This window comes from Halocola ammonii (assembly GCF_049334165.1).
In the GTDB taxonomy this organism is placed as follows: domain Bacteria; phylum Bacteroidota; class Bacteroidia; order Flavobacteriales_D; family Sanyastnellaceae; genus JBEGHD01.
In genome coordinates, this window is sequence record NZ_JBEGHD010000011.1 from 22878 (window position 1) to 37997 (window position 15120).

The window sequence follows — 15120 nt, forward strand, 5'->3', positions numbered from 1 at the left end:
GGCCGCAAATTAATAAGCCTTTCTGGTATTTTTCATCATGTTGTAGAGAAACTCACGAGCGCGGAAGAGTTGTGCTTTCACTGTACCGAGAGGCAGGTTCAGTTCTTCGGCAATCTCGTCATAAGAAAGCTCCTTAAAGTAGCGCAATTCCACGAGTGTTCTGTAGCGAGGCTTGAGTTGAGTAACAACTTCGCGCATTTTCTTCTCGCGCTGCTGCTTTTCGTATGAAGCTTCTGGATCCAGCTTTTCATCTTTGATAGAAAAAGCCACTGAATCACCGTCATCAGATGTGTAACCTGCATCTAGAGAAAGTGCTTTAATTCTTTTCTTTCTGATAAAGTCGATACAGTTGTTGGAGGCAATTTTAAAAAGCCATGTGCTAAAGGCAAACGCTGGAGTGTATTGGTGAAGGCGTTTAAAAGCCTTGCCAAACGCTTCAATCGTTAGATCTTCAGCATCATTCTGGTTGTTTACCATTTTCAACAGCATGTAGTAAATGGCATCTCTGTAGCGCTCCATAAGCTCAGCGTAAGCTTGCTGGTCTTTTTCTTTGAGGGCGCGTTGCACCAGAGCGTAGTCGTACTTCCCCTTTTCAGATAGATTTTTGCCTAGTTCCATTGTTTAGGTTTATTAATTGAGTTTGACAATAAGATCAATGGTTGGACTACCATGAGCACGAGTTCCCAAATTGGAGCGAAAAGCGCCAAATCGGTTTGATTCATGCGTCTGGCAGAGCCGTAGAGGATAGAAACTTGCACGATTAATTTCAGTGCAAGGAGGGAAAGTATCACCAGCGGATTAACCTGCATGGCGAGCAGGGCGATCAACGCAATGGTGAAAGTATAGTAGGAAATTGGAAAAATGGTCAAAAGGATTTTGTGCAGAAAGCGGTAGTGTGTGGAAGTGGTCATGTGACGTCTTTTTTGACGAAACCACTGTCCCCAGGTTCTCTTTGGTGAAGAAACTGTTTGGGACTCCGGTGTAAAACTCACTGCAGTATTTTTCTTGCTTGCCACTTGCTGAACAAACAGATCATCATCTCCAGAGGCGATGGAGTAGTGCTTTTTGAAACCACCTACAGAAAAGAAAGTGCTTTTCTTGTAAGCTAGATTTCTGCCCACGCCCATGTATGGTGTTCCGGCCAAAGCAAAAGAAAGATACTGCACGCCAATGCTAAATGCATCGAAGCGAATGAGCTTGTTGAGCAGTCCTTTTTCTTTTTTATATGGCGAAAATCCTAACACGATATCAGATTGTTCATTCAAATGTTTTGTCATTTCTGCGATCCAGTTTTCAGAACCAGGTTTGCAGTCGGCATCGGTAAGCAGCACTTTTTCGTATTTCGCTGCTTTTATTCCGAGCGTCAGAGCGATCTTTTTTCCATTCATCCGATGTTTGCTTTCATCGAGGTGGACAACTTTCAGGTTTTTGTATTCAACTTTGAAAGCTTCTAAGATCTCTTCTGTTGCATCCCACGAATTGTCGTTGACAACAATCAACTCAAATTCGGGGTACTTCTGGCTCATTATTAAAGGAACGTTTTGCATGAGGTTGTCTTCCTCATTTCTGGCGCAAGTTACAACAGACACCCCCTCCGAGCTTGTAGGAATTTGCCCTTCCTTTGTGAGGATTAATCTGATAAAGAAGAAGAAATAATAAAAGATTTGGATCGCCAGAGTAGCGATAAAAATCCACCAGAAAGTCATCTGGGCGGGCGATAGCGAGTAATACCAGGAGAGCATTTATGGGTTGATTAAGGTTGTAAGTCGTTGTTGATAACTCACCTGTTGTAGGAATAGGTGACCGGATCATTTTGCAATCCGTTGATTCGAATCAGCAGGTTTTCAGCTGATGGATTCCGAATGGGTTTCAAATCGAATTTTAATTCCTTCATGATGAGTGCCCGGCAGCGATCGTTGTTGTTTTCGTGCTCCAGGTGAAGTGTCATTTGTGGAGGCATGCTCTTAGCATAGTCTCCGTTGGTCATCAGTTTAAATTCATGTTCTTCGCAGCCACCACCGTATTGAACTTTGATATGAATGGTGTCACCGGCCATCCAGATAGAGTCAATGTCGTAGGGGTCAGTTTCTCTGAAATGATACGAACGATCGACTGTCACGGACAGGCTGTCTCCATTCCTGGTTTCAGCCATTTCTTCTGTTGTTTCCTGAACTTCTTCCACCTCTTCAGTCTCGGTCGTTGCCGTTTTTTCTTTGTTCTTGCAGTTCACCAGTAATGTTGCCAGCACCGCAAAGAGAATCGTGTAGAATGATAAATGCCTCATGATATTCAGTTTTGATAGAGAGGGAATTCAAACCTCGTTCCAGATTTTTCTCAATGTGAAATAAGTGGATTTTTAAAAGCAGTCTGCGGGCAAGCTGGGAAATTATCAACAGAGACCGTTGGGGGGAGTTTGGGATTTGAAGGAAAGGAATGTCGTAGACATGGCCGGCTGCACCTCAATTCCTAAATTACCCGAATTACCTCACTCTCCCGCCTCTTTTTCCTTCTCCTTCAGCAATTCCTTCAGCGCAAACATTTCATCTCGCAGTCTTGCTGCTTCCATGAAATCGAGGTCCTTTGCGGCTTTCTCCATTTTTCGCTGAGTTTGGGCGATGGTGCGCTGGAGTTTTTCTGGTCCCATGTACTGAATCACGGGGTCGGCTGCAATGGTAGCTCCGCTTTGTGGCGTCTCGTATTCTTTTGGCCTTCTGCTCTCCACATCGGTTTGCTGAAACAAATTTTTCTTCGCACTCATAATCTGTTGCGGAGTGATTCCGTGTTCCTCGTTGTAGGCGATCTGCTTTTCACGTCTGCGAGCAGTCTCATCAATCGTGTGCTGCATACTTTCAGTGATGTTGTCGGCATACATAATCACACGGCCATTTACATTTCGAGCCGCTCTCCCCGCTGTTTGAGTGAGTGAGCGATTGCTTCGCAGGAAGCCTTCTTTGTCGGCATCTAGAATGGCAACGAGCGAAACCTCTGGCAAATCCAAACCTTCCCGAAGCAAGTTGACACCAACGAGCACGTCAAAAGTTCCTTCCCGCAACTCGCGGAGAATTTCAATGCGCTCCAATGTTTTTACCTCAGAGTGGATGTACTGACATTTGATGTTGAGTTTTTCCAAATATTTGGTCAACTCCTCGGCCATGCGTTTGGTAAGGGTTGTTACAAGTGTTCGCTCACCACGCTGCGTGGTAGCTTCAATTTCTCCTATCAAATCGTCAATCTGATTGAGTGATGGCCGAACGTCAATTGGAGGATCGAGTAGACCAGTTGGTCTTACCACCTGTTCCACAACAACACCTTCAGATTTTTCCAGCTCAAAATCCGCTGGCGTGGCACTGATGAAGATCACCTGATTGAGCATTGTTTCAAATTCCTCGTACTTGAGCGGGCGGTTATCAATGGCCGCGGGCAGTCGGAAGCCGTATTCTACCAGGTTTACTTTTCTAGATCGGTCACCGCCATACATTGCTCCGATTTGTGGAACGGTTACGTGGCTTTCGTCCACCACAAGCAAGAAATCTTCCGGGAAATAATCGAGCAGACAGAAAGGTCGTTGGCCGGGTTCTCTTCGGTCGAAGTAGCGCGAGTAGTTCTCAATTCCAGAACAATAGCCGAGCTCTCGCATCATCTCAATGTCGTACTCAACTCGTTCTTGTAATCGCTTGGCCTCAATAAATTTCCCCTCGGATTCAAAGAATTCAACCTGTTTCACCATGTCTTGCTGGATCTCCCAGATAGCACTGTTCAGTGTGTCTTTTCCGGTCACAAAGAGGTTGGCGGGGTAGATGTTGATTTCTTCGAAAGAGTTGAGTTTCTGCCCGGTTTCAACATCAAAAGTCTCAATTCCTTCGATTTCATCTCCCCAGAAAAGAACACGCAAACCGTGGTCGGCATAGGCGAGGTAGATGTCAACGGTGTCACCCGAAACGCGAAAATTTCCTCGTTGAAAATCTGCTTTCGTTCTCGAGTACAGGCTTTCGACAAGCTGAAGCAAAAACTTATTTCTGCTGATCACCTGACCTTCTTTGATGTGAATCACACTTTTGTGAAACTCTTTTGGGTTACCGATACCGTAGATGCAAGAAATGCTGGCAACAACAATTACATCGCGCCTTCCCGAGAGAAGTGCCGAGGTAGTACTCAACCGCAGTTTTTCAATCTCATCATTGATCTGCAGATCCTTTTCGATGTAGGTGTTCGAAGAAGGAATAAATGCCTCGGGTTGGTAGTAGTCGTAGTACGAAACAAAATACTCCACCAGATTGTCAGGGAAAAATTCCTTGAATTCGCTGAAGAGCTGGGCCGCCAAAGTTTTATTGTGTGAAAGTACCAGTGTCGGTTTTTCAACACGCTCTATCACATTAGCTACAGTAAACGTTTTTCCCGATCCTGTAACTCCTAAAAGAGTCTGAAAAGGAGTGCCGTCATTTACACCTTCCGACAGTTGTTTGATGGCTTCTGGTTGATCACCCGTAGGCTTGTAAGACGATTGCAGTTTAAACTTCATGATGAATTTCGAATGGATGGTAAAATTACGAATACTAACGCCCCGGAGCCAAAGTTGTTTGCCTTGATGTTTGGATCAAAAAAAAGCCCCGTCCAGGGAAATTGGACGAGGCATTTTTACTGCAATGGGCAGCTTTAGCGTGACGCAATCAAAACAGAACGGCTTTTAACCGCTGGTACATGAAAGAAACCAGCAGCAACAAAATGCCGAGGGAAACAAAGGCAATAGTTTTCCCTGTTTCTGAGATGAGCGCCAGGTCGAAGAGGAATAGTCGTAGCAAGGCGAGGGCGAAGAGTCCCAGGCCGAAATAGCGCAGCGATTTGATTTTACTTTTTATTCCGAAGTACATTGCTACAAATGCCATCGAGCTCCACAAGATCGCGTGTTCTGGACTCGATATCAGCGATCGGATTTTCGAGATGCTCGCCATAGGATGCCACGAAATCATTATGCCAAGGTGGTTGTATTCTGCTGTGATGGCGATGAAAAGAAAGAACCACGTGCAGTAAGAGAGCCAGCTGTTCTGACTTTCAGACAGCGATCCAAATTGCTTAAGCAACGAGCGAACTTTCAGGGCGGCACTAATCAAAATGATGTAGAAGGAATAGTGAAATACCATAAAAATATCGAAGCCACTTACCGGCAGCGCGATGTCTCTGAAAGAAACGGCTAAGGGGCGCACGATGCTGAGAAAAGCCAGAGCTCCGGCAAATGTTAGCGCGTAAAGTACGGATCGATTCCAGTAGCTCTGGAGGTTTCCTTTTAGCCAAATCCAGCCGAAGCAGAAGAGGTAGACGTAAAGTGCCAGAACCAGATTTTTCAATTGGATGTAGTCGAAAGCTCTGGAGAGCTGGTAGTTCAGCTCAACAAAGACACCTACAAAAGCTACGACTACAGCAAGTGGCTTCAGGGTTTTTCCTGGTTGGTTTAACTCAATTTGTCCAAAGAGCGGAACCCATTGTTTTTGCCAAAAACTCGAGATTGCAATACCAAGGACAGCTGCTGTGGTAGCCAGGAATCCACGGTTTAATAATGGATTCAGACCATTTTCGGAATAAATGATTTCCCAGTCCATGATTAGTGAAATCAGCATGATTACAGTCAGTACGAGTGCACTTTTGCTAATCGATGTGAGCTTGCTGCGGAAACCGAGCCAGCTCAACATTGCCGCTTCGGCAGCCCAGAAAAGCGTGATGTGATGCTCGCTCATCTGGATGGGGGCAATCAAACTCACAAACGTCAGAGAGAGCCCGGTGAGCAAAAGCTTTAGGAAATGATCGCGGTGCTTTTTCCGGAACAAGACGTAAGTGAGAATTCCGTGAATCAGTGCTAAAGAAGCAACAAAAAGACCCTGCCACTTGCCGTCAGAAATCGGCTCAAGGAGTAGCATTCCCAAACCAAAGAGTGCTGCTGAGTTGCTGGCGAGTAGAGAGAGCTGGAACGGTCTGGGTTTGTCGGATTCCTTTTTGAAAGCCAGTAAGTTTTGCGCCAAAAACATCCCGAAAAAGACAGTAGCAAAAATCAAAACTTCGATAAGGTCGGCATGGGTGGTAGCAGCAGTTTTGCCCAACCACCATCCGAAAAGGTAGATGATAGTTCCGATGTAAGCGATCGGGTGAAGCGCTTTCCAGTCCTTTTTGTTGGCCAGAAATAAAATGCCCGCATTCAGAATTATTAGATAAGAAAACAAAACGATGTGATTTCCGGAACCAGTGCTGACCATGAGTGGAGAGGCAAGTCCGCCCAGAAGGGCGATGATGGCAAGCTCTTGCCTGTCGTACTTTGAAGCGAAAAAACAAGAAAGACCAGTGATGCCGACTGCTGCGAGAGCTGCAGTGCTTTGGTTGATCAGCTCGTAGTCGCGAAAAGCGATGGAAACGGTGAAGTAAAACACACTAACGGCTCCACCGACAAGAACAGAGCTAAAAGCCCGCATCGTTTTTCTCATTCGGTGTCCGAGGAAGAAGAGGACCAATCCGGCTAAGAATCCAACAGAAATATTTCCTACTTCCTGAAGGTTTTGGTTGGAGAATGTGTGGCGTACGAAGTAGCCGATTCCCAGAACCAGAATGGCGATACCGATTTTATTGAGAATGTTTTCTCCGATAATTTTTTCCCAGTTGCGCTTAGCTTTAGCAACGGGTTCAAAAGTCCGTTTTGTTTGTTCGGATTGCTCAGAGAAACTGGTTCTTGTTTGATTATCTGCAGTCTCGAAAAGTGAAACTCTTAGAGATTCTGTACTAATTAAAGGTGCTTTTGGAGCTGTCTTTTGTGCTTGCTCCGATTTCTCTTCCTTTCTTTCAGGAGCTTCAGTAAATTGCTCTTCGCGCTGTTTTCTATCGGCTGTGTTAAAGAAAATGCCCAGATCTTCCTTGTAGGCTTCCGGGTCGTTTGCTTGCTTAAAAAGCATGTCGAGCAAACGCTCAGATCGTCTGGTGAAAATATCTAATCTGCGATTGGTTCGAGAAACCATCGCAACGGTGATGATCGGTGAAATGATAATTGCACACGTACTAATTATGACTAAAATAATTACGCCTTCCATAGCAATTAGGTATTGGTTTTGGGTCCAAACTTAGGCGCATTCTCAGTGAACCACCGAACCTGATGAAAAATTAAAGTGACGCGTAAATAACTGTTGACATGGCCAGGATAAAGTGGTGGTCTGCTTATGTCATTGGACATAACTGAAATAACTGCTATTATTTGCTTGCCAGTTTCTTTTATAAAATGACGTGTAAAAGGAGTAATTTAGAAGTATGAAAGAACTTCAAGCGATCATCGATTCACTGGAGCCGGACTTCAAAAAAGACTTTGAAAATCTGCTTTTGGCTCGAGGAGTGAACCAACCAAAAGACCACCAACGAAGAGATTTAAGTTTATTCAATTCCCTGAATAAGAAGGAGGATTGTGAATTGGATGAGCTCATCGAAAAAATTTACGGCTCGCTCGATGACCGCAGCAGAAATGCCTTTCACGCAGTAAAGAAAAGATTGAAATCGGACCTGCGGAAATTCGTTGTGGAAAGAGAAGCTGCGGAATCTATTCAGACCGTAGACGGATGGATTGTTTACGCCAAATACTTGTTCGACCACAACTATTCCGAAATCGCCTGGAGGGCTCTGGAAAAGGCGGAGAGCATTGGTATTAGAGAAGAGCTCAGTGAAAAGCTCAACGAGGTTTACGACTGTCAGCTGGCTCACTGTCACTTGCCCGGAGCTCCCGAACTAAACGACATCGAAAACAAGAAAAGCGACATTCGTCAAAGGATCGAAGAAGACGACCGGATCCTGATGGCTAGTGCGAGTATTCGTTTGCTCTTTAAAGAGGTGAAGCTCGGGATTTCCGACATCGACTTGCAGGAGTTGATCAACAGAATTATGGAGCAGTACAACCTTCACGAAGCTGTGCAGAGACGCCCGAAAGTGATGTTTGAGTTTGTCACTTTGGTCAGGAGCGCTTTCGTAGCCAGAAAAGATTTTCTGAACCTCGAACCGTTCCTCGTTTTTCATGCCGATCGGCTTTTCTCCAAAGAACAGTTTGTGTCCCGCCACCCACAGCTCAAAGCGAAGCTGGTCTACTATCTGGCACACACTTACTACAGAAACAGAAATTTCCCGGCTTCTTTGGCGATGATTGAGACACTTCTGAGCGATTTGAAAAAAATGAAAAAGCGCTATCGATCGGATCTCTTCCCAAAAGCCATTTTGCTGAAAGCGGCCGTGCAGAGTTTTAGTGATCAAAACGAAAAGTCGATAGAGATTTTAAATGAAGCAGCGGAGAGCGAATTTTTCAAAAGGCCAAATGCCGACAGGCTCAACCTGAGGCTGAATCTGGCTGTGTACTACTTTCACGAAAGCGATTTTAGGTCGGCAAACAAAATGCTACTGCAACTGCCCAACACCGACAAGTGGTGTGAGCGAACCATGGGGCAGGAGTGGATGCTGAAGCGCTCGCTTATTGAAATGATCACTCAGGTAGAGATGGGAAACACGGAAATTGCGCTGAACAGGATTCGTTCTATCCAGCGGAAGTACCGCTCTTTGATGGAACGCTCCAAGTACGAACTGGTGAGGCCGTTTTTGCAGATGGTGAAATCAGTTGTAGCTTACCCCGAGCGGGTGAATGAAAAAGTTTACCAGGAAAAGATTAAGCCCACCTTTGTGATACGGGATAGCAGCGAAGAGGATCTCCAGGCGATGACTTACTACGCATGGCTGAAGAGCAAGTTCACCGAACGGCCATACTACGAAACATTGTTGGAGTTGGTGAATCGATGAGTCTTTCTAGATGCCTAGCAAAGTTGCTATTTAAAAGCGGGAATTAACCACATAGTCACATAGAAGTTCTCCTGTTTTTCATTCGGATAGGGGAGCTGACTCTAATCAGTTTACTATTTGCAATCGGCTGAAGGCACATAGTGTGTCGAGCTACAAGTTTCTATGTGCCTTAGCTTACCTATTGTGCCTATGTGTTTTTTACCGTTGCTAGTGGCAAATCATTAAGGTTCTTTAAGGAGTGAAAAGGCATTAAGCCTTCCTTAGTTGTCACTATTAAAATTCAGTAGCTGTAAATTCTAAAACAAAAAAAAGCGGCTCCGATAAAAATCAGAACCGCTTTGGGTATTTTGTTGAAGTTTGGCTTACTCGCCTACAACTTCAAATTTCACTGGTACGACTACATCTTTGTGAAGCTTGATTTCCGCTTCGTACTCGCCCAGGTTTTTAATCGTATCTTCTTTTACAGAAATGTTCTTGCGGTCGATTTCGAAACCTTTCTTCAAAAGTGCTTCTGCAATTTGAATAGTGTTTACCGAACCGAAGATTTTTCCGCTTTCACCTGCTTTCGCTCCAATTTTAAGCTCGACTTTTTCGAGTTTAGCTGCGATTTTCTCAGCTTCCTCTTTAATCTTAGCTTCTTTGTGAGCGCGCTGGCGAATAGTCTCCTCGTGCATTTTCTTTTCACTAGGAGTAGCTTTCACTGCGTAACCTTTTGGGATCAAAAAGTTGCGGGCATAACCGGGTTTTACATTTACCAATTCATTGGCAGATCCCAGTTTTTCTACGTCTTGTTTGAGAATAATTTCCATGATTCAACTTATTTTAAAAGGTCAGCAACATAAGGCATGAGCGCCAGGTGACGAGCCTTTTTAATAGCTTGTGAAGCTTTGCGTTGGTACTTCAATGAAGTACCTGTAATTCTGCGAGGAAGAATTTTTCCCTGCTCGTTGCAAAGTCTCAAAAGGAACTCGGGATCTTTGTAATCGATGTATTTGATACCGGCTTTCTTAAAGCGGCAGTATTTTTCTTTTTGTGTCTCAATCTGGATGGGATTGAGATATCTGATTTCTGATTCAGCCATTTTTTTAAAAAATTAAAGGTTTGAAAAACTAGGCTTTAGCCTTCTTGGGCTGTGGCGCTTCGGACTTGTAAGACTTTGACCTTCTGCCTTCGGCATACTCAACATGGTGCTTGTCCATTTTGGTGGTCAAAAAGCGGATTACGCGCTCATCTCTGCGCAGTTCGAGATCAAAAGCAGCGATTTGCTCAGGATCACATTCGAACTCCAATAGTTGATAAAATCCAGTTGTTTTTTTCTGAATCGGGTAAGCCAATTTGCGCAATCCCCAGTGATCTTCGTGCACTGTTTTGCCGCCATTGTCTTTGATCAGACCTTTGAATTTTTCAACTGTTTCCTTTGCCTGTTCCTCAGACAAAACGGGAGTCATAATGAAAACAGTTTCGTAACGGTTCATAAATTTTGAATCTATAAAATGGTTGTTTCCCAAAATTGGGAGCGCAAAAATAACAATTCTTTTCTGTCGGGCAAAGGTAGACAGAGAAATTGAGTTGCAGAATTTGTCTTTAATTAAAGTTGGTTAAAGCAACATTGCGTTTGCAACTTTGAATAAATTGTGGAAAACCCGGTTTTAAATGTCGAAGTGATTTATCGATATTTGCCAACATTCCAATTGAGAAAATGGCAGCAGAAAATTTTATAGTTTCAGCGAGAAAATACCGCCCCGAAGCGTGGGATGCGGTAGTGGGGCAGGAGTCGATTACTTCGACACTCAAAAATGCCATTGCTACCAACCAGCTTTCTCAGGCTTACCTTTTCTGCGGTCCGAGAGGTGTGGGGAAAACCACCTGCGCCCGGATCTTTGCCAAGAGCATCAACACTGGAGAAGACGAAGATCTCAAGGATTTTTCTTACAATATTTTTGAGCTCGATGCTGCTTCCAACAATCACGTGGAAGACATCCGCTCGCTGATCGACCAGGTGCGAATCCCACCGCAAACCGGGAAGTACAAGGTCTACATCATCGATGAGGTCCACATGCTTTCGCTCGGTGCGTTCAACGCGTTTTTGAAAACACTTGAAGAGCCACCAGCTCACGCCATTTTTATTTTGGCAACCACAGAGAAGCACAAGGTTATTCCAACGATACTTTCGCGTTGTCAAATTTTTGATTTCAACAGAATTCAAATTAAAGACATCGCCAACCACCTCGCTCACATTGCTGAGCAGGAAGGGGTGGAAACCGAGCCGGATGCGCTGACCATCATCGCTCAAAAAGCTGACGGTGCGCTTCGCGATGCCCTTTCGATTTTCGATCAGATCATTGCTTTTTCAGGAAAGAAAATCACCTACGAATCGGTGATCGAAAACCTGAACGTGCTCGATTACGATTACTACTTCAAGCTGGTTGATCAGATTTTGGAAGAAGACATTTCTGGGTCGCTGCTGACGTTCAACGAAATTTTGAACAATGGCTTTGACGGCCATCATTTCATCACCGGACTCGGTGAACACCTCAGGAATTTGATGGTGAGTAAAAATGCATCTACCGTCACTTTGATGGATGTGGGTGACGGCATTCGCGAAAAATACCTCGATCAGTCACAGCGCTGTGGAATTCACTTTTTGGTGAAAGCCATCGACATTGCCAACCAGGCCGATTTGGATTATCGTCCGAGTAAAAATCCTCGACTGCTGGTGGAGCTGGCGTTGATGCAGATGTGTTCGATCCCGTACAACGAGGGTCAAAAAAAAAAGTCTGACCTCCGCCTAATTCCGCTCGACCTGCCAAAGTCGCTCAGGCCATCAGTAAGAAAGCCTCAGAAAACAGTTTCCAATCCTGCTTTAAATCCTGCAGACCGTGTGAGCCGAGTGGCTGAGAAGCCAATGGGGAAATCGAAATATCAGGGTGTAAAGCGTAATGTGGACAGCTTCTCTATTAAAGAAAAGCTGGCTCCGGTGAAGGAGGAACAAGTGGACAACGAGCAAGAAGAAGGTGAAATGCGACAGGATTTGCCGCGCGATCCTTTTTCTCAGGAGCAATTGAAAGCAGCCTGGAAAAAATATGCTGTGGAGACTGACCACGAGAAGATGAGCATCGAGGCACTTTTCAAACTTGAGCCCTCAAAACGTGACGAGCAGATGATTGATCTGAAGTTGCAGAACAACACTCAGGTGGATTATCTCAATGAGGTGCGCGGGGAAGTTCTGGTCTTTTTAAAAAAGGAACTCAACAACTTCTACATTGAGCTCAATGCCAAGGTTGAACTCTCCAACGAAAAAGGAGGCTACATGTCTGATAAAGACATATACGATTCCATGCTCAAGAAAAATCCACTTCTCGATGAGCTGCGTAGAAAGCTCAAGCTCGACCTGGATACTTAATTTTATTTTTGGCCGAATTCGCGGCCGAACTCTTCTAGAAATTTTTCAAATTGATCCGGGTTCAGGATCTGTTTGATGGAAGCCAACTGTAGTCTTCTGATTTCTTTCTCAGAACTTCTGATTTCGTTTGTCCCGATTTTTCCAATGGCCAACTCAGTTTTGTAGTTGACATCAAGAAGCTGGTCAAAAAGCTTTTCGTCTTCCAGGTTGAGAGATTCGAAAATCTTATCCGTGAATCTCGCTGCCTTTTCAAATGGAACAACAGGTGTGTAGCTGGAAATAAGATCAGCTTGTTGAAATGTAGTTGGACGGAATTGGATTGGCTGGCTGGTGTTTTGAGCTAAGCTCGAGAAGACACAGCACAGCATGCTGATAGATAAAACGATCAGTTTCATTCTAAGTGTTTTTTAGATTTTGTTTACTCGTTAAATCCTTTTCGGTGAACTTCATTTTGTCGTTTTTTGTTGAACGGCATGTCTGCCAAACCAAACAAAATGAAAGTGATTCTCAACCGAGCAGGATACCTAATTATACTCCTTCTTTTTACTCAAGGTTTTGCCTTTTCGCAAAGTGGTGAAATCAAGGGAGTTGTGACCAATGAAAAGAATAACGAGCCCATTCCTTTTGCCAATGTGGTGATCCAGGGCGAGAGCAGCGGAGCTTCCACGGACATCGATGGTAAATATTCTTTAACCGGATTGAAGCCCGGTCTTTACAACCTCGAAGTCACATCGATTGGATTTAAGAAAGAAACGGTTTTTGAAATTCAAGTGACCAATGCACGACCGGCCGTTGTTAATGTAAAAATGCAGGAAACTGCTGTGCAAACTGAAGCTGCCGAAGTTGTAGCCTCAAGAAGAAGTAATAGGGAAGAGTCGCCTGTTTCAGTTCGATCGATCGGAGTGAACGAAATTCGGAGAAACCCCGGTGGAAACCGAGACATTTCTCAAGCCATTCGATCGCTGCCGGGAGTGGCCAGTACACCGGCATTCCGAAACGATGTGATCATTCGCGGAGGTTCTCCAAACGAGAACAGATTTTTTATCGATGGAATCGAAATTCCCAACATCAACCACTTTGCAACGCAGGGAGCATCCGGTGGCCCTGTAGGTTTGATCAATGTCGATCTCGTAAAGAACGTGGATTTCTACTCGGGTGCTTTTCCCACGAACCGCGGAAACGCCCTGAGCTCCGTTCTCGAGTTTGGATTTAAAGACCCACGAACCGATCAGTTCACACTGAATGCTGTAGTAGGTTCTTCAGATCTCGGAGTCACTGTGGAAGGCCCGATTTCGGAAAACACTGGGCTGATCTTCTCCGCCCGAAGGAGTTACCTTCAGTTTTTGTTTGAGGCTTTGCAATTGCCGTTTCTCCCAACCTACAACGATTTTCAGTTCAAACTTAAAAGTCAGATTTCTGAAAACGATCAGATCACGGTCATCGGTCTTGGGGCCATCGATCAGTTCAATCTGAATCTTTCGCTTGCCGAAGATTCAACGTCTGAAGATTTTCGAAGAAACGACTACATCCTCGGCTACCTGCCTGTGAGCGAGCAGTGGAATTATTCGATAGGAGCCAAGTGGGATCACTTCACGGAGAACGGCCGCTGGACCACAGTGATGAGTCGAAACATGCTCAACAACTCTTCTTACAAGTATCGCAACAACAATGAAAACCTGCCAAAGGTGAGCGACTACCTTTCGCAGGAAATCGAGAATAAACTGCGAATCGAAAAGCAAACATTTGGAGAAGATTCCTGGGAATGGAACTACGGAGTGAACTACGAGTATGCCAAGTACAATAACAGCTCTGCTTTTGAGCAGTACAGCTACGCGCTCGATACCGTAGTTAACATCAACTTTTCGAGCGACCTCAAACTCCACAAGTATGGAGTTTTTGGGCAGGTCAGTAAAAAAGTATTCGATCAAAGGCTTTCACTTTCGCTAGGGGTGAGGGCCGTTGGAAACGACTACACAGATCGCATGGCAAATCCGCTTAACCAGCTTTCTCCAAGGTTTTCTGCCAGTTATGCACTGGCACCGCAGTGGACGCTCAATTTCAACACCGGAATTTACCACCAGCTACCGCCCTACACCGTTTTGGGCTACCGCCAAAATGGAGTGCTCGTCAATCAGCAAAATGATGTGAGCTACATCCGAAACAAGCAACTGGTTTTGGGAACAGAGTACAACTGGGATAAGCGCAACTCCACCATTTCGGTAGAAGGATTTTACAAGGACTACGACAACTATCCGTTGAGTGTCGACAAAGGAATTTCACTTGCCAACCTGGGGGCCGACTTTGGAGTGATCGGAAACGAAGAAGTGGTTTCAGTTTCTCAGGGAAGAGCTTACGGAGCAGAGTTTCTCTACCAGCAAAAACTCTTTTCGGGTTTTTACGGCATTTTGTCCTACACCTGGGTTCGAAGCGAATTCACAGGTCGTGGTGACGAGTACGTGCCGAGCTCCTGGGACAGTCGCCACCTGATCAGTCTCACCGGAGGTAAAAAATTCAAGAAAAACTGGGAAGTCGGTTTCCGATTCCTGTTTAGCGGAGGATTGCCCTACACTCCTTACGACATTGGTGCTTCTGTGGCTATCCCAAACTGGCAGGTCAACATGCAGGGACTGCCGGACTACACGAGGCTCAACGAAAGAAGAATTGATCCTTTCCACCAGCTCGACATCCGCATCGACAAGAAATGGTTTTTTGAAAAGTGGAGTTTGAATCTTTTCCTTGATGTGCAAAACGTTTACAATCAGGTGACTCCGCTTCAACCTTACTTGACAGTGAAAGAAGGCCCTGATGGTCAACCGGTGGAAGATCCGAACAATCCCGGATCGTACCAGCCCGTTTTCTTAGATACCTCCAACGGAAACGTGCTTCCGAGCATCGGAATAATTGTAGAGCTGTAATCA

General features: G+C 45.0%; 12 protein-coding genes. 3 read left to right on the forward strand and 9 right to left on the reverse strand.

The features are described from left to right. Positions 1-9: 9 nt before the first annotated feature. From ABHV44_RS11790 to ABHV44_RS11810, 5 genes are all read right to left on the reverse strand, one after another. Positions 10-618 carry an RNA polymerase sigma factor gene (locus ABHV44_RS11790; protein WP_459074899.1) on the reverse strand — a complete coding sequence of 203 codons (609 nt, stop codon included), beginning with the start codon at positions 616-618 and terminating at the stop codon, positions 10-12. Next, the gene (locus ABHV44_RS11795) at positions 609-1742 is read right to left on the reverse strand and encodes a glycosyltransferase (protein ID WP_459074900.1); all 1134 of its coding nucleotides are present in this window, start codon (positions 1740-1742) and stop codon (positions 609-611) included. The genes ABHV44_RS11790 and ABHV44_RS11795 overlap by 10 nt, the downstream gene beginning before the upstream one ends. Before the next feature lie 38 nt (positions 1743-1780). Continuing rightward, the gene (locus ABHV44_RS11800; protein WP_459074901.1) at positions 1781-2284 is read right to left on the reverse strand and encodes a hypothetical protein; all 504 of its coding nucleotides are present in this window, start codon (positions 2282-2284) and stop codon (positions 1781-1783) included. Between the two features lie 201 nt (positions 2285-2485). After that, the gene (gene uvrB, locus ABHV44_RS11805; RefSeq protein WP_459074902.1) at positions 2486-4519 is read right to left on the reverse strand and encodes an excinuclease ABC subunit UvrB; all 2034 of its coding nucleotides are present in this window, start codon (positions 4517-4519) and stop codon (positions 2486-2488) included. A gap of 148 nt (positions 4520-4667) precedes the next feature. Beyond that, on the reverse strand, positions 4668-7064 hold the full coding sequence (locus ABHV44_RS11810) for a DUF2339 domain-containing protein (protein ID WP_459074903.1): 2397 nt from the start codon (positions 7062-7064) through the stop codon (positions 4668-4670). A gap of 214 nt (positions 7065-7278) precedes the next feature. Here ABHV44_RS11810 and ABHV44_RS11815 point away from each other — a divergent pair, with 214 nt between their 5' ends. Next, positions 7279-8799 carry a hypothetical protein gene (locus tag ABHV44_RS11815; protein ID WP_459074904.1) on the forward strand — a complete coding sequence of 507 codons (1521 nt, stop codon included), beginning with the start codon at positions 7279-7281 and terminating at the stop codon, positions 8797-8799. A gap of 362 nt (positions 8800-9161) precedes the next feature. Here the strand turns inward: ABHV44_RS11815 and rplI are convergent, their stop codons facing one another. Genes rplI through rpsF form a run of 3 tightly spaced genes read right to left on the reverse strand, consistent with a single transcriptional unit; the run spans position 9162 to position 10274 of the window. Next, on the reverse strand, positions 9162-9608 hold the full coding sequence (gene rplI / locus ABHV44_RS11820) for a 50S ribosomal protein L9 (protein WP_459074905.1): 447 nt from the start codon (positions 9606-9608) through the stop codon (positions 9162-9164). An 8-nt stretch (positions 9609-9616) separates the two neighbouring features. After that, a complete protein-coding gene (gene rpsR / locus ABHV44_RS11825; protein WP_459074906.1) occupies positions 9617-9880 on the reverse strand; it encodes a 30S ribosomal protein S18 in 264 nt (87 codons plus the stop codon). A gap of 28 nt (positions 9881-9908) precedes the next feature. Further along, positions 9909-10274 carry a 30S ribosomal protein S6 gene (gene rpsF, locus ABHV44_RS11830; protein ID WP_459074907.1) on the reverse strand — a complete coding sequence of 122 codons (366 nt, stop codon included), beginning with the start codon at positions 10272-10274 and terminating at the stop codon, positions 9909-9911. Positions 10275-10498: 224 nt separating this feature from the next. Between rpsF and dnaX the strand changes: the two genes are divergently transcribed. After that, positions 10499-12202: a DNA polymerase III subunit gamma/tau gene (dnaX, locus tag ABHV44_RS11835; protein WP_459074908.1), complete on the forward strand. Its 1704-nt coding sequence runs from the start codon at positions 10499-10501 to the stop codon at positions 12200-12202. Positions 12203-12204: 2 nt separating this feature from the next. Here dnaX and ABHV44_RS11840 read toward each other — a convergent pair whose 3' ends face one another. Continuing rightward, complete coding sequence (locus tag ABHV44_RS11840; protein WP_459074909.1) at positions 12205-12597, reverse strand: hypothetical protein; 393 nt, start codon at positions 12595-12597, stop codon at positions 12205-12207. Positions 12598-12696: 99 nt separating this feature from the next. On the opposite strand from ABHV44_RS11840, the gene ABHV44_RS11845 reads away from it, so the two are divergent. Next, positions 12697-15117: a TonB-dependent receptor gene (locus ABHV44_RS11845; protein ID WP_459074910.1), complete on the forward strand. Its 2421-nt coding sequence runs from the start codon at positions 12697-12699 to the stop codon at positions 15115-15117. Positions 15118-15120 lie beyond the last annotated feature (3 nt).